23 protein-coding genes and 1 pseudogene are annotated in these 21,878 nt (G+C 36.0%); 15 read left to right on the forward strand and 9 right to left on the reverse strand.

The annotated features are described in order from the left end of the window. Window positions 1–9 precede the first annotated feature (9 nt). The 4 genes from CQ046_RS08665 to CQ046_RS08680 all read right to left on the reverse strand — a co-directional run bounded on the left by CQ046_RS08665 (window position 10) and on the right by CQ046_RS08680 (window position 5,849). Complete coding sequence (locus CQ046_RS08665; protein ID WP_105701879.1) at window positions 10–465, reverse strand: DUF1801 domain-containing protein; 456 nt, start codon at window positions 463–465, stop codon at window positions 10–12. Window positions 466–489: 24 nt separating this feature from the next. Further along, the gene (locus tag CQ046_RS08670; protein WP_105701880.1) at window positions 490–1,911 is read right to left on the reverse strand and encodes a hypothetical protein; all 1,422 of its coding nucleotides are present in this window, start codon (window positions 1,909–1,911) and stop codon (window positions 490–492) included. Between the two features lie 10 nt (window positions 1,912–1,921). Then, complete coding sequence (locus CQ046_RS08675; protein WP_105701881.1) at window positions 1,922–3,106, reverse strand: hypothetical protein; 1,185 nt, start codon at window positions 3,104–3,106, stop codon at window positions 1,922–1,924. 142 nt (window positions 3,107–3,248) lie between these two features. Next, entirely contained in the window at window positions 3,249–5,849 is a 2,601-nt protein-coding gene (locus CQ046_RS08680) for a fibronectin type III domain-containing protein (protein ID WP_105701882.1), read from the reverse strand. Window positions 5,850–6,064: 215 nt separating this feature from the next. On the opposite strand from CQ046_RS08680, the gene CQ046_RS08685 reads away from it, so the two are divergent. The 4 genes from CQ046_RS08685 (at window position 6,065) to proC (ending at window position 9,906) form a co-directional block, all read left to right on the forward strand. Further along, window positions 6,065–7,270, forward strand: coding sequence for a pyridoxal phosphate-dependent aminotransferase (locus CQ046_RS08685; protein WP_105701883.1), 1,206 nt, complete (start codon window positions 6,065–6,067; stop codon window positions 7,268–7,270). Between the two features lie 10 nt (window positions 7,271–7,280). Then, the gene (locus CQ046_RS08690; RefSeq protein ID WP_105701884.1) at window positions 7,281–7,763 is read left to right on the forward strand and encodes a hypothetical protein; all 483 of its coding nucleotides are present in this window, start codon (window positions 7,281–7,283) and stop codon (window positions 7,761–7,763) included. Next, window positions 7,760–8,779: a UDP-N-acetylmuramate dehydrogenase gene (gene murB / locus CQ046_RS08695; protein WP_105701885.1), complete on the forward strand. Its 1,020-nt coding sequence runs from the start codon at window positions 7,760–7,762 to the stop codon at window positions 8,777–8,779. Before CQ046_RS08690 ends, murB begins: the two co-directional genes overlap by 4 nt. Window positions 8,780–9,102: 323 nt before the next feature. Then, on the forward strand, window positions 9,103–9,906 hold the full coding sequence (proC, locus tag CQ046_RS08700; RefSeq protein WP_105701886.1) for a pyrroline-5-carboxylate reductase: 804 nt from the start codon (window positions 9,103–9,105) through the stop codon (window positions 9,904–9,906). Here proC and CQ046_RS08705 read toward each other — a convergent pair. The 3 genes from CQ046_RS08705 to CQ046_RS08715 form a co-directional block, all read right to left on the reverse strand. After that, window positions 9,887–10,309: a VanZ family protein gene (locus tag CQ046_RS08705; RefSeq protein ID WP_105701887.1), complete on the reverse strand. Its 423-nt coding sequence runs from the start codon at window positions 10,307–10,309 to the stop codon at window positions 9,887–9,889. The two genes, proC and CQ046_RS08705, sit on opposite strands and share 20 nt — an antisense overlap. Before the next feature lie 115 nt (window positions 10,310–10,424). Then, window positions 10,425–10,988, reverse strand: a complete 564-nt coding sequence (locus CQ046_RS08710; RefSeq protein WP_228406914.1) for a hypothetical protein — start codon at window positions 10,986–10,988, stop codon at window positions 10,425–10,427. 16 nt (window positions 10,989–11,004) lie between these two features. Next, complete coding sequence (locus tag CQ046_RS08715; protein WP_105701888.1) at window positions 11,005–11,379, reverse strand: nuclear transport factor 2 family protein; 375 nt, start codon at window positions 11,377–11,379, stop codon at window positions 11,005–11,007. Window positions 11,380–11,471: 92 nt separating this feature from the next. Between CQ046_RS08715 and CQ046_RS08720 the strand changes: the two genes are divergently transcribed. Together CQ046_RS08720 and lnt are read left to right on the forward strand one after the other, a co-directional pair. After that, entirely contained in the window at window positions 11,472–11,813 is a 342-nt protein-coding gene (locus CQ046_RS08720) for a winged helix-turn-helix transcriptional regulator (RefSeq protein ID WP_105701889.1), read from the forward strand. A gap of 70 nt (window positions 11,814–11,883) precedes the next feature. Continuing rightward, window positions 11,884–13,518, forward strand: a complete 1,635-nt coding sequence (gene lnt, locus CQ046_RS08725) for an apolipoprotein N-acyltransferase (RefSeq protein WP_105701890.1) — start codon at window positions 11,884–11,886, stop codon at window positions 13,516–13,518. 174 nt (window positions 13,519–13,692) lie between these two features. Here lnt and CQ046_RS08730 read toward each other — a convergent pair whose 3' ends face one another. After that, window positions 13,693–15,402 (reverse strand): T9SS type A sorting domain-containing protein, encoded by a 1,710-nt coding sequence (locus CQ046_RS08730; protein WP_228406915.1) that lies wholly within the window; start codon window positions 15,400–15,402, stop codon window positions 13,693–13,695. A gap of 243 nt (window positions 15,403–15,645) precedes the next feature. On the opposite strand from CQ046_RS08730, the gene rpmB reads away from it, so the two are divergent. From rpmB to CQ046_RS08760, 6 genes are all read left to right on the forward strand, one after another. Further along, window positions 15,646–15,888, forward strand: coding sequence for a 50S ribosomal protein L28 (gene rpmB, locus CQ046_RS08735; RefSeq protein WP_002976757.1), 243 nt, complete (start codon window positions 15,646–15,648; stop codon window positions 15,886–15,888). Window positions 15,889–15,894: 6 nt separating this feature from the next. Then, window positions 15,895–16,077, forward strand: a complete 183-nt coding sequence (rpmG, locus tag CQ046_RS08740; protein ID WP_027373683.1) for a 50S ribosomal protein L33 — start codon at window positions 15,895–15,897, stop codon at window positions 16,075–16,077. A gap of 20 nt (window positions 16,078–16,097) precedes the next feature. Continuing rightward, window positions 16,098–16,250, forward strand: a complete 153-nt coding sequence (locus tag CQ046_RS08745; RefSeq protein WP_002976755.1) for a DUF4295 domain-containing protein — start codon at window positions 16,098–16,100, stop codon at window positions 16,248–16,250. 89 nt (window positions 16,251–16,339) lie between these two features. Beyond that, a complete protein-coding gene (locus CQ046_RS08750) occupies window positions 16,340–16,807 on the forward strand; it encodes a RidA family protein (RefSeq protein WP_105701892.1) in 468 nt (155 codons plus the stop codon). 15 nt (window positions 16,808–16,822) lie between these two features. Next, a complete protein-coding gene (gene ftsY / locus CQ046_RS08755) occupies window positions 16,823–17,776 on the forward strand; it encodes a signal recognition particle-docking protein FtsY (protein ID WP_105701893.1) in 954 nt (317 codons plus the stop codon). A gap of 72 nt (window positions 17,777–17,848) precedes the next feature. Next, a complete protein-coding gene (locus CQ046_RS08760; RefSeq protein ID WP_105701894.1) occupies window positions 17,849–18,109 on the forward strand; it encodes a GlsB/YeaQ/YmgE family stress response membrane protein in 261 nt (86 codons plus the stop codon). 75 nt (window positions 18,110–18,184) lie between these two features. Here CQ046_RS08760 and sppA read toward each other — a convergent pair whose 3' ends face one another. Beyond that, a complete protein-coding gene (gene sppA / locus CQ046_RS08765; protein WP_105701895.1) occupies window positions 18,185–19,942 on the reverse strand; it encodes a signal peptide peptidase SppA in 1,758 nt (585 codons plus the stop codon). Between the two features lie 20 nt (window positions 19,943–19,962). Here sppA and folK point away from each other — a divergent pair, with 20 nt between their 5' ends. The 3 genes and pseudogenes from folK to CQ046_RS08780 form a co-directional block, all read left to right on the forward strand. Then, the gene (gene folK / locus CQ046_RS08770; protein WP_105701896.1) at window positions 19,963–20,379 is read left to right on the forward strand and encodes a 2-amino-4-hydroxy-6-hydroxymethyldihydropteridine diphosphokinase; all 417 of its coding nucleotides are present in this window, start codon (window positions 19,963–19,965) and stop codon (window positions 20,377–20,379) included. A gap of 17 nt (window positions 20,380–20,396) precedes the next feature. Continuing rightward, entirely contained in the window at window positions 20,397–21,476 is a 1,080-nt protein-coding gene (locus CQ046_RS08775) for a flagellar motor protein MotB (protein ID WP_105701897.1), read from the forward strand. 52 nt (window positions 21,477–21,528) lie between these two features. Then, window positions 21,529–21,878, forward strand: a pseudogene (locus tag CQ046_RS08780) (OmpA family protein); the annotation flags it as partial.

The following is a 21,878-nucleotide window of genomic DNA, read 5'->3' on the forward strand; positions in this document are numbered from 1 at the left end:
GAGCTTTTTTTATCTCTTATACTGCGACTCATAAATTTTAATCCAATCGTCAGCAGTCATTTTTTTACTGAGTTCAGCGATCAGTTCAAAAGGAATATCTTCTACCTTTTTGAAACGGACACAGGATTTTCCCATATCCAGCTTCTTTTTGGAGTGTTTAGGATATTCTGCCACAAACCAATCAAGAAGTTCCGGTGTAGAATACAGTCCCATATGATACAATGCTATAAAATTCTTCTGAGAAGCTACATTAATAAAGGGAAGTGGTGTTCCTGGTGCACAGTGATATCCGGCAGGATATGTTGACAAAGGAACTACCCAGCCTATCATCCCGTAATTGGTAGCTTCTTCAAAACCTTTGGGAAGATTATCGTTCACAGTATCGTAAAGTTTTTTAAAAGCTTCCTGTCTTTCTTCAGGAATCTTGGAGATATAATCTTCTATGGAAACTGACTGAATCTGCATATTGTATTTTTTTCTAAAATACGATTATTTTATAAAATTGTATACATTGAACATCTGAACATCTTTGCTGCTCTTTTGAAGGAACATCATTTTGTTCACATTCGGAACGTACTGAATCATATTTCCGTCTGCAAAACCGTAATTCTGGAAAAAGTTTCTTCCTTTATAATCAAGGCTTACTTCCTGAGGTTTCAGATTGGCAAAATCAAAAACTTTCATAGAAAATCCTGTATTTCCAAATGCGCCTTTAGGATAGAATGCAGAAACATAAAGCTTGTCTCCTGCTTCAACCAAATGAATTCTTTTTCCTGTAGATGTTCCTGCTGCCACAAATTGCTTTACGTCTCCTTCTTTACCAAACTTGATCAGCATTCCCGCATCCAGAGAATAAACAGGATCAGGGAAACGGTTCATTGTTGTAGGCATTGGTCTCGTAACGGTTTCCTGTTGAACAGCCATTAAAGTCTCATCCCCTTTTACAATGGTTTTGATCACCTTCACATCATTCATATCTTTGCTTCCGGCTAAGTTGGTATTACTGATTACCGCTTTCCCGGACTTCATATCATAGTACATTACCGTTCCGAAAGTACTTGCTCCAATGGTAACCACAGCATTTTTTCTTCCGAAAGTCACCAAATAATCATTGTCGTTTTTACTGAACGTGTATAGTTTTTCAGGAATATATTTATCATCGAACGGAAGATCTTTGTCCTCTGTATTGGAAACCAGTTCCAGTTTATAAGACTCCTTCCATCCTGAAGCTTTACGTAAAACAACAATTTTAGCTGAGTTGGTTAATGTCAAAGATTTTTCAACATAATCACTACTTAATGTAATTTCTTTGTTCCAAACCGGAGTAAGTGTTCTCAGGTCCAATACCAGAACATCATTTATATTCTCTGTTTTTTTGTTGGCAAATCTGTCATTGAAGATCGCTGCATATTTCCCGTTTTCAGAGAAAAGAACATAGGTTGTTCCTGATCTGTTGGTAGATTCAATGCTGTATTTTGCAATACTTTTTGTGGTAAAAGTACCTTCCTTTCTACTGAAAACATGTTGAAAAACTTCTTTTCTGTTTTCTTTTCCAAAATACTCTTCCGTAAATGCAATGAATTTATCATCATCTATCTGCTGAGATCCCAAATAATTGTGAAGTACACCGTTGGTTTTGTTGGCATAATCCTTTACATAAGTATCTACAAGACTTCCGTTCTGATCCAGTTTTCTCATCAGTAATTTCTTGTGAGGGAAAACATTTCTCATCAGCCCGTCAATATTGATGGCACTGAACATATAAGAATTGTAATCATCTGCCAATACCAGTTTATCATCGGTTTCAAGATTGGCATCTACCGTGAATTTTGTTCCTTCAGTCACTTTCGTCTGTGCATAAGAATACACAGAAGCAGTAATTAATGCCGAAGCAATAATCTGTTTAATCATATTGTTTTCTTTAGTTATTATAAATTTTTTCTTCTAATCTTTTCAATTCAAGATTAGCATCGTAGGACAGTTTAATATCTACCAGATGTTCCTGTAATTCGTTCAAATATTTTTCAGCTTCCTGGTAATTTCCTAAAGCGATATTTAATCTGATCAGGTTAAAATAAAGGTATTCCCCGATTTTTTGGTTGTAAAGCGCTTTTTTATCGTTGTAATTTACTTTTGTCAAAGCATTTTTCCAAAGATCAATTCCTTTCTGCATATTTTCCATGGCTACTTTATTCGGAGCGTAGTCCGATTTGGCCTGAAGCTTTTTCAGATTGGTCGTAACGTAGATATAGGCTTTTTCCAGATCATCATATTCTCCTTTATTTTTTACGGTTGCTAATGTCACCGTAGAATTAATGGTTTGATACCCGAAGTTTTCATTAATGATGTTCCTTGTACGGTCTATTGTTCTTTGCAGGTATCTTTTTTCCTGAGCATTCAGATTAATTTCATTGGTTGGAACGCTTGCTACTTCGGCAAAATCTGAGAAATAGGTTTTATCCAATTTTACAGCTCCACCTTGTTTCGCTATAATTCGTGTTGGCTGATTGGCGAACGTTTTCCCCTGATTGTCCTGAAAATTGGTTCTCTCCATTTCAATAACGACATCAAGATAATTTCCACCTTTTGAAAAGCCAATCACATCTATTTGAGAAGCCAGGATTTTATTATCCACAATTAAGGCATCTCTCAGATCAGGCTGCTGGTAAACCGGCATTGGAGGAATATTAAGAATTGGTCTTGAGGGAAGCCTCAAGGTAGGAGCGCCATTAGTAGCCGCAATTTTTTCAACAGCTGATAATTTGCTGTACTCTGCTGATTCCAGTTTATATTTTTCCTGAAGTTTTTTCACCTCAGCATCATAGTCTTTTAATCTTTCTCCGTGTTCGTACTTGGCATTTTCCACATTCGTTTGATAGTTATCCACCTTTTTTTGATAGTCTTCTTTTGACAATCTTACCACATCATCTTTGGTGATATTATAAGGGGATTTTACTGTAATTGTATAGTTTCTGTTAGAAAGATCTGTAGGAAAAACCGGTTCTTTTAAAAGCTGAAAACTGATGGTTTCTTTATCAATTCTCTGAGCGTGTGAAAATTCGGAATAAAATAAGGGGATTAAAAAAAGGAGTTTAAGTTTATTCATAGTGTCATAGTTTTCGGGGCAAATTTATAATAATTTTATCAACATTTTTGAATAATATTTTTCCAGTTATTATTTAATGTGGTCATAAAAAAGGCAGCTACACGAATGCAACTGCCTACAGAAATTATTAACTCAAAAAATTTTATTTTTTAATAGCTTTTACTGTTGATTTTGAACCATCTTTAAAGTTCATCGTCACTAAGTATAAGCCAGCATTCAATTCACCTAGCTGAAGTTCCGTAGTTGGATTATCAATAGTTTTGACTACTCTTCCTGCTACATCCGTAACCGTTACAGATTTCACATCTTTAATATCAGCCAAATGCAGAACATCTTTGAAAGGATTAGGATATACACTGATTTCTTTTTTCTTAACAGATGTTTCAGCAGTTGATAAATTAGACTGTGTAAGCGAAAAATCATCAAATCCCATATAATATGGAGCTGTTGTTGTATTTAAAGTTTTAACTCCAAATGAATAATCACCGGTAGATGTTGGTGTATAAGAAACAATAACCTTAGTATAAGCAGTACTGTTACTTCCACCCGCAGCTGTTTGATCAGCTGTAATAAATGTTGTTAAGCTGGTTGCTCCGGTCGCTGTTTGTCCATTATTTACCAATACTTCATTTTGCCAACCCGACAAACCATCTCCTACCCAATAGAAAGTAAAATCATATGACGTTCCTGCAGTTAAAGTAAATGTAGGTGTCCATAAATAAGCAGCATTGGTATATGGATAATAAATCGTCAGATAATTAGGTGCAGATTTAGGATCATTATATCCTTGCTGAGAAGCATTTGCTGACGTAAAATTATTTGTAGATGAACTTCCTCCCGGAGTTTGTTTCCAGCAATTTGGAATAATCGCAGAACCTGTAGTAGCCATTGCATCAAAATTTTCGCTCCAAGGAAGTGTAGTTATCGGAACACAAAGTGTTGTAAACTGTGTAGAGGTAGCGCTCCATATACTCTTATCAGATGTACTACAGCTGGATCTCACCCATGCATAATATGTAGTAGATGGCTGCAGCCCACCTAATGGCGCAGAAACAGCAGCAGAAGTTACAGATACAGAGTTCGCAGCATTCAAAACTGTAGTAGCATCAGGCGCTGTATTCGTTGTGCTGTAATATACTTCATATCCGTTTGCAGGAACTGAAGAAGGAGCCGTCCAGCCTATTGCTGCTGAATTTGCGGTAACGTTTGATGATGTAACTGCAGTTGGCTCAAAACAGGAAGGAATATTCTGAACTGTAATATTATCAATATAAATAGCACGGGCTGTTCCCCCTAAACCATGCTTAAATGCTAACTGTAAATCAGAACCAGCAGGAATATTAACGGTGTATTGTACATGGCTAGTCGTCAAAGCAATAGGAGAACCAATCTGTGTAAAAGAAGCAGGATCTGTTGGGTTTGATAATGTACCTACCAATAATGTAGTACCAGTTGTTCCCGTTCTTGCATAGAATCTCACACGCTTAGTTCCATCTGAAAGGTTTACAGTTGGAGGTGCAACCAACATTTGACTTCCTGAGGTAGCAGTTGAGTTATATAAATAATAAGCATTAGGTGCTGAATAATTATTTGTTGTCGTTACATATCCATAACCAGCAAATGATGCGCTTTCCAGATATGCCCAGCAGCTTGGCGCATTGGTATTTGTTGAAGAACCAACACTTGTTGTATCAAAATTTTCTGTATATGGAACCGTGAAAGTAGAACAGGCCGTTTTAAATGATCCGACGAAAGACCAAACGCTCTGACTGGTTGCAGTATTACAGTTCGATCTTACCCAATAGTAATAGGTTGTATTGGAAGCAAGACTTCCTATTGTTGTGCTTGTACCCGCCACTCCCGGATAAGTAGGAGTTACTGAACCTGCAGGTGTTGTATTTGAAGTACTGTGATATACATCATAGCTGGCAGCATTACCCGTCCATGAAACTAAAGCAGAATTAGCTGTTATCCCTGAAACCGTCTGCAGTACAGGAGGAGCACAGTCTGAATAAGCATCTGCTGAAAAAGCAAAAATATTCGGTAAACCGGAACCACTTGCTTTGGTTATTGTGACACTTTGTATAGGTTTTGCCTGGTTGGCGGCATCTATAACCAGCTCACTTTGATATAATCTTGGATTTGTTCCGCCCTCAGGAGAAGGAACATCATCACCAGCGGCAGGAGTTGCACCCGGCTTTTTAATCCTTCCGATTCCTTGAATAGCAAAATTACTTCCTCCATACCAGTCTGCTAAACTGATGCCTGAAAATGTCTGAGAACTTCCATCTGTAAAGTTGACCACAACATTTACCGTAGAAGTACCACTTCCGCTTACGGCAAGCATATACAACTTAGTAACGGCTTTTGGTGTTGTAAACGCTAAAGTTCCTACATCATTGACTGCAGCTAGTCTTAACGAGTTGTTCGCATTCAGACTTGCCAGCTGAAAACTTAATCCTGGAGTGGTTGCCACTACAGAATTAATTACTCCATCAACAGGAATACCATACGTAATAGCAGCGCTTGTAGATGTCAGCTGAAAATCTTTGGCTACAAAAGCATAAGAAACTCCATCTACATCATTATTGGTAGAAACTGTTGAAGAACCTATGCCATTTGCAATTACATCAGCTGTAAAGCCTGAAGAAACCGGCATCGTTTGATAATTTTGAGCCATCATTATACTGGCTGAGAAGAGAGCGATGGCGGGCACCACTCTAGAAAATAAATTTATTGCCATTTTGATCACATTTGTGGCGAAATTTAGGAAAAATAACAATACAAAAAAGTTATTTTTAAAGAAAAATTAAAATATTTTCAATCAAAGTGAAATATCAGCATTTATAAATACAAAAAATTATGAAAGATTAAAGGATATTGATCCACTTCTTATTAGCTCTTAATTTTATTATTGTGAAATTAAATCCTATTTTTGTCATACAAATTTTTTGAACAATGCCGAATATTTCAAACAGAGCACTGCATATGCCGCCATCGCCGGTAAGAAAACTGGTTCCCTTTGCGTTACAAGCAAAACAGAAAGGAATAAAAGTATATCACCTTAATATCGGACAGCCTGATATTGAAACTCCGGAAACAGCTTTAAATGCTTTAAAAAACATCGATTTAAAAGTATTGGAATATGCGCTTTCTGAAGGGAATATAGAATACAGAAAAGCCCTTACAGAATACTATCATTCTTTAGGTTTTTCAGATCTTACTCCTGATAACTTCATTGTTACCAATGGAGGTTCTGAAGCTCTTAACTTTGCTATCTCTACTTTATGTGATGAGGGTGACGAGGTGATTATTCCTGAACCTTACTATGCCAACTACAATGGTTTCACCAGCACATTTGATGTGAATGTAGTAGCAGTACCATCTACCATTGATACAGGTTTCGCTTTGCCTCCTGTTGAAGAATTTGAGAAAAAAATTACAGAAAAAACAAGAGCAATTATCATTTGTAATCCAGGAAACCCTACAGGATACCTGTATACTCGTGAAGAGCTTCAAAAGCTTGCAGAAATTGCTTTAAAATATGACATCGTAATCATTTCTGATGAAGTATACAGAGAATATGTATATGACGGAAAGCAGCAAATCTCAATGCTTGATTTCCCTGAATTGGCAGAAAACTGTATCATCATTGATTCTGAATCCAAGCGTTATTCTATGTGTGGAGTAAGAATCGGATGCATGGTTACCCGTTCCAACAAAATCCGTAATGCTGCAATGCTTTTCGCACAGGCGAGATTAAGCCCGGTTCTTTTGGGACAAATTGCGGCAACTGCAGCACACCAGAACGATGGTCCTTACATCAGAGCGGTAAGAGAAGAATATACCCACAGAAGAAATGTTTTGGTAGATCTTTTAAATGCCATTCCTGGGGTAATCTGTCCTAAGCCAAGAGGTGCTTTCTACTGTGTTGCTGAGCTTCCGGTAGATGATACTGAAAAATTTGCACAATGGCTGCTTGAGAAATATGCTCTTAACAATGAGACGATCATGGTAGCTCCTGCAGGTGGATTCTACAGTAATCCGGAATTAGGTAAGAAACAGGTAAGAATTGCTTACGTTCTGAAAGAAGAAGATTTAAAAAGAAGTGCTGAAATCCTTAAGGAAGCTCTAAAGAAGTACAGAGAAGAATTCAGCCTGTAAAAAATACATGATGCCGACAACAAAAATTACATATCTGAAAATCCTGTTTTCGATCGTTTTGCTGTCGGCATTTTTATCATGTGATTCAAAAAAAACAGAATCAGTTTCCCATAAAAATTCGAACGAAATCACCTTCATCAGTGTATCTCATGTTGAGGGAAATCTTGGAAATTACAGAATTATCAAAGTCACAAAAGATTCTGTTTTTGCAGAGAAAGGAAAGACTGATAATAAAACCCACAAAGCATGGGCATCTGCCATTAGTAAAGACACTTGGAAACAGCTTATATCATCGGTCAAAATTGCAGATCTCGACTCTATAAAAAGTTCTCCCAGCCAACAGTCTGTGGATGGAATAGATGAAACATTTCAGATCCGTACTCCGAAAAAATCACATATCTATGTAAATGCTTTTGTGGATACTTTGCATTACAAGCAGCTACAACAAATTAAAGAACAACTAGATCAGATTCTTCCTAAAGAATACAAATAAACATGCAGGAAAATTTTTCATTAAAGCCTTATAACACATTTGGTGTTGAAGCCAAAGCCCGATATTTTACTGAAGTCAATAGTATTGATGAATTAAAAGAAGCGCTTATTTTCTCCAAGGCCAACGCGCTTCAGCTTCTGTTTTTGGGAGGAGGAAGCAATATACTTTTGACCAAAGATTTTGAAGGTATTGCCATCAAACTGAGTTTAAAAGGTATTTCTGAAGAGTATCTCAATGAAAATGAAGTACTGGTAACAGCAAAAGCAGGAGAAAACTGGCATGAATTTGTGATGTACTGCCTTCAAAAAAACTTCGGCGGACTGGAAAATCTTTCTTTAATTCCCGGAAATGTAGGAACATCTCCTATGCAGAATATTGGGGCTTATGGGACTGAGATTAAAGATATTTTTGTTAGCTGCCAGGTATTGGATCTGGAAAATCTTGAGATTAAAGTATTCAATCTTGAACAATGCAGGTTTGGATACAGGGATTCTATTTTCAAACAGGAAGGAAAAGGCAGATATGTTATTCTGGAAGTCACATTTAAGCTTACCCAAAAAGATCATCATATTAAAACAGAATATGGAGCGATATTATCTGAACTGGAAAATCTGGGTATAGAAAACCCAACAATTCAGGATGTTTCCAAAGCAGTGATCAATATCCGCCAAAGCAAACTGCCGGATCCTAAAGAAATCGGGAATGCCGGAAGTTTTTTCAAGAACCCAACCATTCCTCTGACTCAGTTTGAAGCATTGAAACAAAAATTTGAAAATATCCAGGGTTATCCGAACGGAGATAAGGTAAAAGTTCCTGCAGGATGGCTGATTGAGCAATGTGGATGGAAAGGAAAGCAAATTGGAAATGCAGCTTCCCATAAATTACAGTCACTGGTGATCATTAATGCAACAGGAAATGCTACCGGAAAAGAAATTTTCGATTTTTCTACGGAAATCATTAATTCTGTGAAAGAAAAATTCGGGATAGAACTTGAAAGGGAAGTAAATATTATTTAATATAAATGTATAAAGGCTGATTCATATGATTTCAGTCTTTTTTATTATTTATTTTCTGGAAGTGTTGGGTAAACACGAAGACGCAAGTTTTTTTTTATTTTCTTTATATTTTTAAGTAGCAAAGATTTTATCTCCGATAAAATTGAGTTCTGTATCTTTTTTAATAATATTATTTCTCACAGATTTCGCAGATGACACAGATCTTTAGGACTTTTTTTTATTTCATTCTTGCTGAAAATTTCATATTGTGCGAATTCTAAATATTCTTGCATCTTAATATATCACCAAAAAAACATTATTTTAGCTAAAAATTACAATTCGAGATGAAAATAGCTATTCTTGGAGCCGGAAATATGGGGCTTTCTTTCTCAAAATCTTTTTTGAAATACGAACTGATCAAACCTGAAAACCTGCATCTTATTATCAGAAGTCAGGAAAAAATCTCTAAAATAGCTGAAGAATTTCCCAAATCTAAAATTTCCACCTTTGAAGAAGTTAAAGATCTAGATGCTGATTTGATTATCATCGCTGTAAAACCTCAGGATTTTCATGCAGTAGCCCAGAATATTCAATTTACGTTAAAAGAAAACCAGATGGTATTGTCCATTATGGCCGGGATTAACATTGAAAAAATTCAAAAATCATTAAATCATCCGCTGGTTGTAAGAGCGATGCCCAACTCTCCTACTCTTTTAGGAATGGGAATCACCGGATATACTGCTGCAGACGGAATTTCCTTCAGTCAGTTAATCAATATAGAACGATTACTGAACAGTACCGGAAGATCAGTATATTTAGAAGAAGAAGATCTTTTAGATGGTGTTACAGCGCTTTCAGGAAGTGGTCCTGCTTATTTCTATTATATCATTGACGCCATGATTAAGGCCGGAATTGAAATGGGAATTGAAGAAAACCTTTCCAAGCTTTTTGTAAAACAAACCATGCTGGGAGCCTATCACCTCATCAATAATTCAGAAAAAAATCTTGAAGAACTGATTAAGGACGTAGCTTCTAAAGGCGGAACTACCGAGGCTGCTTTAAAAACATTTGAAGAAAACAACTTCAAAGATATTCTGAAGCAGGGAATCCTGAATGCAGAAAAACGCGCTAAAGAATTAAATAGCTAAATCTCTTTTCCATAAACCCGCAAAGCAGCCAGCCTAAATACATTCCAAAAGTATTCAGGATGATATCGTCTACCTCAAATATTCCCATTCTGGTAAAGTATTGAAGTGCTTCCACAATAGTAATTGCAGCAATAAAATTAATGAGTAATGGTTTTAAATCTCTCAGTTTCAGAAAAATCCAGCCCAAAAAACCAAATGGAATAAACATCACAATATTTCCGAGAACTACAGTTACAGTTTCTCTCCAGTATCTGACTCCCTGGATATATTTAATAGTAGAAAGTATGGGTTCTACCGTAATCAGATTATCTTCATACTGAAACCTGCCCATCCCTAAAAACATCAGATAAAGCAGAAACAGCGTATACGGTACGATAAGAATTCTATATATTTTTTTCAACATTGCGCCGCTAAGATATTCATTTCGAAAAAATAATCAATATCCTTTAAAACAGATTTTTTAAATTTATCCTACAAAAAAGAGAGCCCGCAGACTCTCTTTTCAAATTATACTATCATTATTTCCTTTTCATAGGAATCTGCAGATTGGTCGGACGGTTTTCTTCTGTCTCAAAACCCCTACCATCAATATTTCTTGCTCCCCAGAACATCATATCATTGAAAATATGGATCAGATCATACTCTTTAAAAATCTGCCCATCACTCAATCCGAACGGAAGAAATTTCTTTTTTAATATGCTTTGAGATTTTCCCGTTTCCCAGATTTCAAAATTCTCTTTTGCCACAGTATTTAAAACATCTGTGAAATTTTGAATTAAAGGTGTGACTTCATAAGTTTCATCAGCAATAAAATCTACCTTTTGTGCTCCTTCAACAATAGGATGATCGCCTTTCCATTCCGCATGTCCTTTCAGTACAATTTTCACTAAAGGAATTTGACCGTAAGGATCAGCATAATTAATTATTTCCAGCTTAAAATGATCTTCCGAAAGCAATGAAAATAATCTTTTCAAATAAAAAGGTTTCAAACTTCCGTCTTCATTTTTTAATGAGCTGGGACGAATTTCTGTTGAAATACTTTCCCATTCTCCCAAGGCACTTTTTCTTATCTGTTCCATCATATTGTTTTTATTTGAATTATAATACTATGGGAAACATTGAATTTCCATTCGCTGAATTTTCCGCAGTTACTTCTTCTTGTAACACATCCCAGTGTTCCACCAGCTTTCCGTTATCCACTCTGAAAATATCTACTCCAATCATATTTTTACCACTCCAGTTGGTGTAACGCCCATGGATCATTACAATATTTCCATTTTCTGTAATAACTCCTGGTTCATAACTAAAATCCGGTGGTAATAATGGTAAAAATTGTTTCAGAGCATCCGTTCCGTTGGGAATTCCAGGATTATGCTGAATATAATTTGCTCCGAAATATTTTTCCAATGCCGTAACATCCCTGTCAATAAACACCGCAGTAATTGCTTTTAATACCAATTCTTTATGATTCATATTTTGTAATTTTTATACCCACAAAGTTATTACCTTTGTCATATTTATCATTCTAGTCATTATTATAATTCATAGTACATTTTTTTAGACCAATGGAAAATAAAAGAAAAAATAAAGATTTCAATCCCAATAATTGTCCGGTAACCCACTTCTATAATAAAGTTGGAGGCAAATGGAAAACAGTAATTATGTACGGAATAAGCATGAACGTCAACCGTTTCAGCATGCTGCAGAAGGCTATTCCTATGATCAGTAAACAAATGCTTGTGAACCAGCTTAGAGAAATGGAAGAAGACCATATTATTGAAAGAACAATTTATGCCGAAATCCCTCCCAGGGTAGAATATAAGCTTACAGAATATGGCAAAACATTAATGCCAATCCTGTTAACCATTCAGGATTGGGGAATTAAAGATATGGCCTTAAAAAATTAATTTTTTAATAATTTCTTTTGGCTTTGCGTTTCCTTTTACAAGTCTTATTTTTGCATTATATTTTATCTCAATGAAATACATCTTACTTACCCTTATCTCAGCAATGCTGCTGTCGGTTTCATGGCCTACTTACGGAGTTCCGTTTTTTATATTTTTTGCATTAGTTCCTCTTTTGATGATGGAACATGGAGTTTTAAAATTTTCTGATTATAAGAGAAAAAGCTGGGTAGTCTTTGGATTGTCCTACTTATGTTTTGTGATTTGGAACATAGTGACTACAGGATGGCTGTATGGCTCTAAGAACCCTGATGGAAGCCATTCTATGATGGCTGTTGTATTTCCGGTATTGGTAAACTCTCTTTTGTATTCTTTGGTATTTCAATGTTATCACTGGTATAAAAATGCTCAGGGAACCTATTGGGGATTAGGATTTTTGATCGCGATCTGGATGAGTTTTGAAAAATTTCATTTAGGATGGGAATTAACGTGGCCGTGGCTTAACCTTGGAAATGTATTTTCAGATTATCCAAAACTGATCCAATGGTATGACACATTGGGAGCAACCGGGGGAAGTTTCTGGATCCTTCTCATTAATGTTTTGATTTTCTATACCGTAAGAACCTGGGAAGCTGGCAGAAAGAGAAAAGATCTGATTAAAAACTCTGCTATTGTTGGAGCTTTAATTGTTATCCCAATGATTATTTCAGTGATCAAATACAATAATTTTGATGAAAAACCAACCGGACAAGTAAACGTTTTGATGTTGCAGCCGGATCTTGATCCTTATGCAGAAAAATATTCTAAAGACAGCCTAACGATTGAGCAGGATTTATTGGCTCTTGCTCAAAAAAATTCAACGGGTAAGATTGATTATTATATAGCCCCTGAAACAGCACTTCCAGGAAGAGGATCTATTTCTGAGACAGCATTTGAAAAGAGTTTACTTTTAAATAATATCAAAGGATTTTTATCCAGTCACCCGGGATCTGTTTTTGCAACAGGAATTTCTTCGCACCGTTTCTTTTATAATCCTGCCGACTTACCTAAAGAAGCTTACCAGATCAATAGTGGCATTTGGGTGAGCAGTTATAACACAGCGATTCAATTGGTGCCTAATCAAAAAGTTCAGGCTTATCACAAAGGAAAACTCGTACCGGGTGTTGAAATATTCCCTTATATGAATGTTTTAAAACCTCTTTTAGGAGACGCCATGCTCAACTTGGGTGGTACAGTAGCCTCTTTGGGAACAGACAAAGAAAGAGTGGCTTTTTCAAATCCTTATAATAAAGGAAAATTGGCACCTATTATCTGCTATGAAAGTATTTATGGCGAGTTTGTAACAGACTATGTAAAAAAAGGAGCTAATTTCTTAGGAATTATGACGAACGACTCCTGGTGGGGCATTACAGAAGGACACAAACAGCTTTTATCATATGCAAAACTAAGAGCCATTGAAACCAGAAGAGAAATTGCCCGTGCTGCCAACAGTGGAATTTCGGCACACATCAATGCAAAAGGAGAAGTGACTGCTGATACTTTCTACGGTGACCAAACGGCTTTATTTGCGAAAGTAAATCTATATGATACGATGACATTTTATACCAGAGCAGGAGATCTTCTTTCCAGGTTCTCCATATTTGCACTAGGATTTTTATTATTTTATTTTTTGATTGAATGGTTTAAAAAGAAAACAAAGAAAGCTTAATGCTAAACACAAATTGCACAAATTCTTTGCACGAATAACACAGAATCTAAATGATCAATAAGATTTGTGAATGCTAAATTTTCTTACTGATTACACAGATTCATTCCATAAAAAAAGAGAAAAGCCAGCTGGACGTCTGGCTTTTCTCATTGATAGAAGATAGAATTGATTCAATTACTTAATCGTAAGTTTCCTTGTGGTTATTTCGTTTTTTATCTTCAGTTTTAATAAATAGACTCCTTTCGGTAAATGAGAAACATCAATAGACTGGTCTCCATTTACACTGATATTCATTTTTTTTCCATCCATAGAATACATTTCGGCTTCCGAAACTTTTTCTCCTTTGATATATACTTTATCGGATACCGGATTCGGATAGATCACAATCTGTTTATCGGTTTTAATTTCTGCAGTTCCTAATGTACCTTGTGTGGAAGCATCAGAATATACTTTTGAAGCATCAATAGATTTCACACTCCAGTATACATTCTGAACTGTTGGATCAAGTTCCAGAAACCATGAAGGTGTTGTCACAACATATTTGGCAATATCATGAGCTCCCTGTGTAGATCCTACTGTAATTTCATAGCGTAATGCATTCACCGGAGTTTTATCATCCGAAGCCCCACTCCATGCAAAATTGAATCTGTTTCCGCTTTTCGTCATGTTCAGCTGCGTTGGCGCGGTAGGCTTTGTATTGACTGCTGTTGAATTATTTTTGAACACCTTCGTCAGTGAAGGTAAGTCGGAAGCAGCCCAGTCAAATCCACCCAGTAAGATATCCAGATGATGATCATTATTAAAATCAAAAAGATGAATCAGCCCCGGACCTCCCAGGTTAGTAATTCCTGTTATTGTTCCTTCATTAAACTTATTATTGGCAACATCATAGATATAAGTTTTCACTACCGCATTGTAATTTTCATTTCCTGAAATAATAAAGTCATAATAACCATCATTATTCAAGTCACCAACGTTTAATGAAACATCTGAAATATCATTTCCGGTAATCATTTGAGGGGTCAGATTACCCGTACCGTCATTCATGAGAACCGCAAAATATCCGTCGTCATTTCCATCCCTTCCAGCGATGACAACATCCTGAAATCCATCTGCATTAAAGTCTGCAAAATCTATTTTCCCCACTCCTACCGGAGCAAGATCCTGCGTATGAGTAAGAACTCCCGCCTGATTCATATAAACTTTAGACACCGGAGTCCCATTGATATCTGATCCTATAATGACAAGATCCAGAAGGTTATCATTATTCAGATCTACCATTTTAAAACTTCCGCTCTGAGTACCATCTGCCCAGTGTTCCGTCATATCAAAACCAGCGCCTGTATTCTTATAATAATCCAGTGTATTTCTGAAGCCTCCTCCATGAGCATATTGAGTTCCGTTGATAGCATAATCAGATTTTCCATCGTGGTTAAAATCAAAAACTTCTATAGATCCGTAGATCTTTCCAGGAAGGTCAGCCTCTTTCACAAAGCCTGTTCCTGTATTTCTGAACCGATAATGTTTATAATTAACAACATCCAAATAGCTGAGACCTGTAGAAACAATATCCATTAGTCCGTCATTATTAAAATCAATGAACCTGATATCTCCGAGATGCGTTACATCTCCCCCCAGTCCTACATAAGGCACTAATGTTGTTCCATTATTCTGATATACTTCATTGTAAGTACTGTCTACATTTCCGTCCCCATCAGAATCAATAGCCCCATTAACCACGATATCCATTGTTCCGTTGTTGTCTATATCGGCAATATCAGCTGCAGAATAATAAAAATTATTTATGCCCGTCTGGATCTCAGTAAAGTTTTGAGCCATGATGCTGACAGGTAACATAGACAATAAAATATAAATCCTCCCCATAGTTATTTTTATTTAGATTAATTAAAAACAAAGATAGAATATTAAATTCTCTGGGTAAAAAAAAGCCTGCATGAAATATATCAGCACCCTTTATCTGCTGTATCCCAAGGATTCTACTATTTTAAAAATTCAATATTATTAATCAGTTACTTATTTACAAATATTTTCCAAAAGATTTGTCTATCTAAAAAATTCTTCGTTATTTTGCACTCTCAAATATTATACAAATAAGAACATCGAGATATGTCAAGAATTTGCCAAATAACAGGAAAGCGTGCAATGGTTGGTAACAACGTTTCTCACGCTAATAACAAAACGAAGCGTCGTTTTGAAATTAACTTATTAGAGAAGAAGTTTTACCTTCCGGAGCAAGATAAGCACGTAACACTGAAAGTATCAGCTCATGGATTGAGAGTGATTAACAAGATTGGAATCGAGGAAGCTATTGAAAGAGCTACTAGAAACGGATTGATTAAAAAGAATTAATAAATCATGGCAAAAAAAGGAAATAGAGTTCAAGTAATCCTTGAATGCACAGAGCACAAAGAAAGTGGTATGCCAGGAATGTCTAGATACATTTCTACAAAAAATAAAAAGAACACTACAGAAAGATTGGAATTGAAAAAATACAATCCTGTTCTTAAGAGATCTACCCTTCACAAAGAAATTAAGTAATTTATAAATAATAACTTACCATGGCAAAGAAAGTAGTAGCAACCCTACAAAGCGGTCAGTCTAAGAAAATGACGAAAGTGGTGAAAATGGTTAAGTCTTCTAAATCAGGAGCTTACGTTTTCGAAGAAAAAGTAATGAATGCTGATGAAGTAGATGGTTATTTAAAAAAATAATCAGTACTTTATTTACAATATAAAAAACTACTCATATTTTGGGTAGTTTTTTTGTTATCTTTGTGCACCAGATTATTAATCAGTAAAGTATGAAAAAGATACTTGTTCTGGCCTGCACAGCAACTTTTCTATTTTCATTCAGTCAGAAAACAATGAACCCAGTAGAATATAAAAGTTCGTCAAAAGTTTTCAGCATAAAAGGACTCTCCCAATCAGTAAGTATTGACTGCGGAAGTTCCAAAATGATTTTATTATCCGGACAGGTGCCTCTGGACCCGGAAGGTAATCTTGTGGGAAATACAATAGAAGAACAGACGCATCAGGTTTTCAAAAATATTGAAAGCATCCTGAAAGAATACGGAGGAACAGGAAAAGATATTATCAAACTGGGAATCTTTACCACAGACATCAAAAAAATGCCCGATTTCAGAAAAGTAAGGGATTTGTATGTTAACCTTCAGAACCCTCCTGTAAGCACCCTTGTGGAAGTGAGCAGGCTTTTCAGGGATGACGTTTTTATAGAAGTAGAAGTCACAGCAGTGATTAAAAATAAATAAGAATAAACTAAAACTATGAGTTGGTTTAAAAATATTTTCAAAAAGGAAGAAAAAGAAACCTTAGACAAAGGATTGGAAAAATCCAGCCAGGGATTCTTTGAAAAAATGACGAAAGCCGTAGTCGGCAAAAGCAAAGTAGATGATGAAGTACTTGATGATCTTGAAGAAGTACTGATTGCATCCGATGTAGGAGCCTCTACTACCATCAAAATCATTGAAAGAATTGAAGAGCGCGTTGCCAGAGACAAATATGTTGGAGTAAACGAACTGGATCAAATTCTTCGTGATGAGATTTCTGGGCTGCTGCTTGAAAATCCTCATGCCGGTACAGGAAATATTGATACTTCCAAAAAACCTTATGTCATTATGGTTGTAGGGGTAAACGGAGTGGGAAAAACAACCACGATCGGAAAACTGGCTCACCAATTTAAATCCGAAGGTAAAAAAGTAGTTCTTGGAGCAGCTGATACCTTTAGAGCGGCTGCTGTAGACCAACTTGTCATCTGGAGTGAAAGAGTGGGTGTTCCTATTGTAAAACAGGAAATGGGATCAGATCCTGCTTCTGTAGCATTTGACACTGTACAAAGTGCTGTTGCCCAAAACGCAGATGTTGTCATCATTGATACCGCAGGAAGACTTCACAATAAAATCAACCTGATGAATGAACTTTCAAAAATCAAAAGAGTAATGCAGAAGGTTATTCCTGATGCCCCTCATGAGATTCTTTTGGTTCTTGACGGCTCTACCGGGCAGAATGCTTTTGAACAGGCAAAACAGTTTACGGCAGCTACGGAAGTAAATGCTTTAGCAGTAACAAAACTGGACGGAACAGCAAAAGGAGGTGTTGTAATCGGGATCTCTGATCAGTTCCAAATTCCCGTAAAATATATTGGTGTAGGTGAAAAAATGCAGGATTTGCAACTTTTTAATGGTACGGAATTTGTAGACTCATTCTTCAAGAAAAGATGATTTATATCATGTTTTCCCTTATATTAGCAAACAATTCATTTTTAAATATTAACAATAAAAAAATTTGCAACTATGGGAATTATAACATGGATCCTATTCGGTCTTATTGCAGGAGCAATCGCTAAAATGATCATGCCTGGAACTCAGGGAGGAGGATGGCTAATCACCATTATCCTTGGAATTTTAGGAGCATTTGTAGGAGGAGCTATAGGAGTTTACATTCTACATTGGGGAGATGTCGGTTCATTCTGGAACCCAAGAAGCTGGATTCTATCAATTGGAGGAGCTTTAATCATTCTCTGGATTTACGGAATGGCCACCAAGAAAAGCTAATTGTAACGCTTATAAAAAAATTAAAATCCCGGATCTGAAATTTCAGACCCGGGATTTTTACAATATAAAATTTAGTTAGTTGTTGATTCTAATCTGATAAGGCATTTCCATTTTCACCTCAGATTGTAGCTTTTTATCTGTGATCTGTTGCAGAATCTCATAGTTGGATTTACCAATTTTGTTCTTGATAATTCTGGCAGAAACATCTTCTTCATTCAGATCTTTAAAGATTTGTTCAAATGGTGACATTCTCTTAGGGAAAGCATCTACCTGATAAGATTTTAATCCGGCTTTCTGCGCTGCAAATTTCACGGCATCATTTAAAGTACCAAGTTCATCTACCAAACCAATTTCTTTAGCACGAACACCACTCCATACTCTACCACCACCTACATTGTCAATCTGTTCAAACGTTTTCTTTCTGTTTTGAGTCACAAAGTGTACAAATCTCTTGTACGTACCTTCTACGCTTCTTGTCATCATATTGACTCCGTAAGGTGTTACTCCGTTTAATCCGGAATAATACATTGAGTTAGCATTGGTAGCAACAATGTCCGCACGGATTCCGTTTTTGCTGGCAATATCTTTATAATATGGCATTACCCCAAATACTCCGATAGAACCGGTAAGTGTATTAGGCTCAGAATAAATTTTATCCGCTGCCATTGCTACATAATACCCTCCTGAAGCCGCATAATCACCGAAAGAAACCACCAATGGTTTTTTCTTCTTCAGCTGCTGCAATTCAAACAGGATTTCATCAGAAGCATTTGCACTCCCTCCCGGAGAGTTAATTCTGAAGACTACAGCTTTTACTTTATCATCTTCCTGAAGTTTTTTGATATACTTCACATATTTCTCAGAATGAATATCATTATACTCATCTCCGTTGTTGATAGATCCTGAAGCATAAAGCACAGCGATTTTTTCACCGGATTTATCTTCATCAGCGTAAGAGTTGATATAACTTGTCAGAGAGATCTTGTTCAGTTTTTCTTCATTCTTTACATTCAGCTTTGTTTTAAGAAGATCTTCATATTCTGATTTCTGGATAAGCTTATCTGCAAGTTTATATTTTAAACTTTGTTCAGGAATCATTCCATATAAGCTGTCTGTAATTGTTCTGAACTGAGCAGTATCAATTTTTCTTGAAGCCGCCATTTTATGGGAAGTATTTTTCCAAAGATCATTCAGAAGAGTACTTAGCTGTTCCTTATTCTCCGGAGAAATATCATTTCGTAGAAAAGGTTCTACTGCAGATTTGAATTTACCATGACGGATAACCTCAATTCCAATACCATATTTATCAGCAAAATCCTTAAAGAAAGTTACCTCAGTAGATAAACCTTTCAACTCAATTCCTCCTGCCGGATGCAGATAATATTGATCTGCTACAGATCCTAAATAATAAGCAGACTGTGAAACTCCGTTTCCGTAAGCATACACAAATTTCCCACTTTTCTTAAAATCTTCTATAGCATTCCTAATATCATCAATCTGAGTAAGGCCTGCATATAAATCATCTGCTTCAATACTAATTCCTTTAATATTATCATCGGTCTTGGCTTTATGAATAGCCTCCAATGCATCATATAAAAGAACACTTTTATTTTGGGCACCAATACCGAACAATCCCATCTGCTCTTCAGTAGGACTGTCTATTATATTTGTCTTTAAATTAATCGTAAGAACCGAGTTCTTTTTCACTGCTACAGACTTATCACTTCCCATAGAACTGAACACAAGCATCGCAATGAAAAACATGAAAAATAAAGCGCAAAGTATGATAATTGCTACTATATTTGCCAAAACATTTTTAAAGAAACTTCTCATAAATCAATCAATTTTCTAATATGTCGCAGCATAAGGTCGTTTTGTTACTAGGAAGTAACTTAGGAGAACAAAAAAAAAATATTGAACTAGCATTAAAGAAGATAGAAGATGCCGGAAATAACATTTCACAAATCAGCGAATATTTAATGTCTGAACCCGTAGAGTTTGTCAGTTCCAATATTTTTTGTAATATTGCAGCAATAATATTCACACATCTTTCACCAATTCAACTGCTTGATTGTATTAAGAATATAGAAGTTGAGATGGGAAGAATTAATGATTCAATAGTATCCGGAGGCTATACTGACAGGATAATTGATATTGATATCATTACCTATAATGAATTAAATTTTATATCAGAAAGATTAGAAATCCCTCATAAAAAGCATCTTTTTGAAAGGGATTTTTCAAGAGTATTGTTAGAAAAATTTATTTAAAACATAAAACATATTGTATGAAATTAGGTTTATTATTATTGGCTACGACATTGCCAATTGCAGCTTTCGCTCAGAACAGCAGCACTACAGTAAACTCTTCCACAGAGTACCCTAATACATTCTCCTCAGGTTCCGCTAATGTACAACCTTTCGACAACAAAGCCAGACGTTTCAGAGACTGGTCTATTTCTGTTGGAGGGGGTCCTGCATTTATGGTTCACTCCGATTTAAAATCTATTCGTAAGGATAAGATCAATTGGGGATATAATGCTTATGTAAGTATTGACAAACAAATCTCACATGCTTTCGGTTTAAGTATTATCTACACAAGAGGAGAAACAAAGCAGACAGGGCAGCTTGACGGAGCAGCTGGACAGGCAGCTGGAGTAGCAACAGCTACAACACAATTTGACCAGTTAGCTTTATTAGGTGACATTAACTTTTCTAATTTATTAAGAAGAGTAGATAACCATTCTCCTTACAGATGGGCTTTTCATGGATACATGGGAATAGGTCTTCAGGGGTACAGAACATCTTTACATGACAATAATGTGAACAAATGGGGAAATAAAACACACCCTGAATTTATTGATGTTCCTCTGGGAATCAGTTCTGTATACTATCAGGGAGGTTTAGGTCTTAAATATAATGTTTCCAAACTTATTGACCTTGAAGCAAGAACCATGTATTTTATTAGTGGGGATGATGAATTTGATGGTGGAGGTCTTGCATATAGCAACTATAACATGCTTAATAAAAGAAAATCGGATAACGCATGGTCCGTCACTTTAGGGGCAAGCTTCAAATTAGGAAAACATGAATCTCATCTTGCATGGCATGATCCGCTTCAGGAAGCGTATTACAGAACAAGCGTTTTAGAAAATGCGTCTACTGATCTTGTAGTTTGCGAAAAGGGAGATGCTGATAATGATGGAGTATGTGACGATTGGGACAGACAGCTTGATACTCCTGCAGGTGCAAGAGTAGATGGTGCTGGAGTTGCTTTGGATATGGATCTTGACGGAGTTATCGATCTTTACGATAAATGTGTAACTGTACCAGGGCCTGTTGAGAATAATGGATGCCCAGTAAAATAATTTAAAAAAAATTAAAATTTCTTTTTCAAAAGAATTCAAATAATAATACACGATGAAATTAAGTTTAGCAATTGTTGCATTTGCTTTGGCAATTCCTTCTGCCACTTATGCACAAGACTCAATAGCAGTTTCAAAAGGAGAGTATCCCAATACATTTTCTTCAGGATCTGCTAATGTTTCCCCATTTACCAATAAGTCTAAAAGATTTAATGACTGGTCTATTTCAGTAGGAGCAGGTGTTCCGCTTCTTCAGTCAGCAGATTTGACTTCAATTAAAAATGGTAATGGTAAAAATCTTTTTGGATATTCAGCTTATGTGAGTATCGATAAAGCAATTACCCATGCTTTTGGGATCAATTTACAATATGACAGAGGTGAAACCAGACAAGGATGGTTCAATAC

The sequence above is a fragment of the Chryseobacterium sp. MYb7 genome, assembly GCF_002979455.1.
Classification (GTDB): domain Bacteria; phylum Bacteroidota; class Bacteroidia; order Flavobacteriales; family Weeksellaceae; genus Chryseobacterium.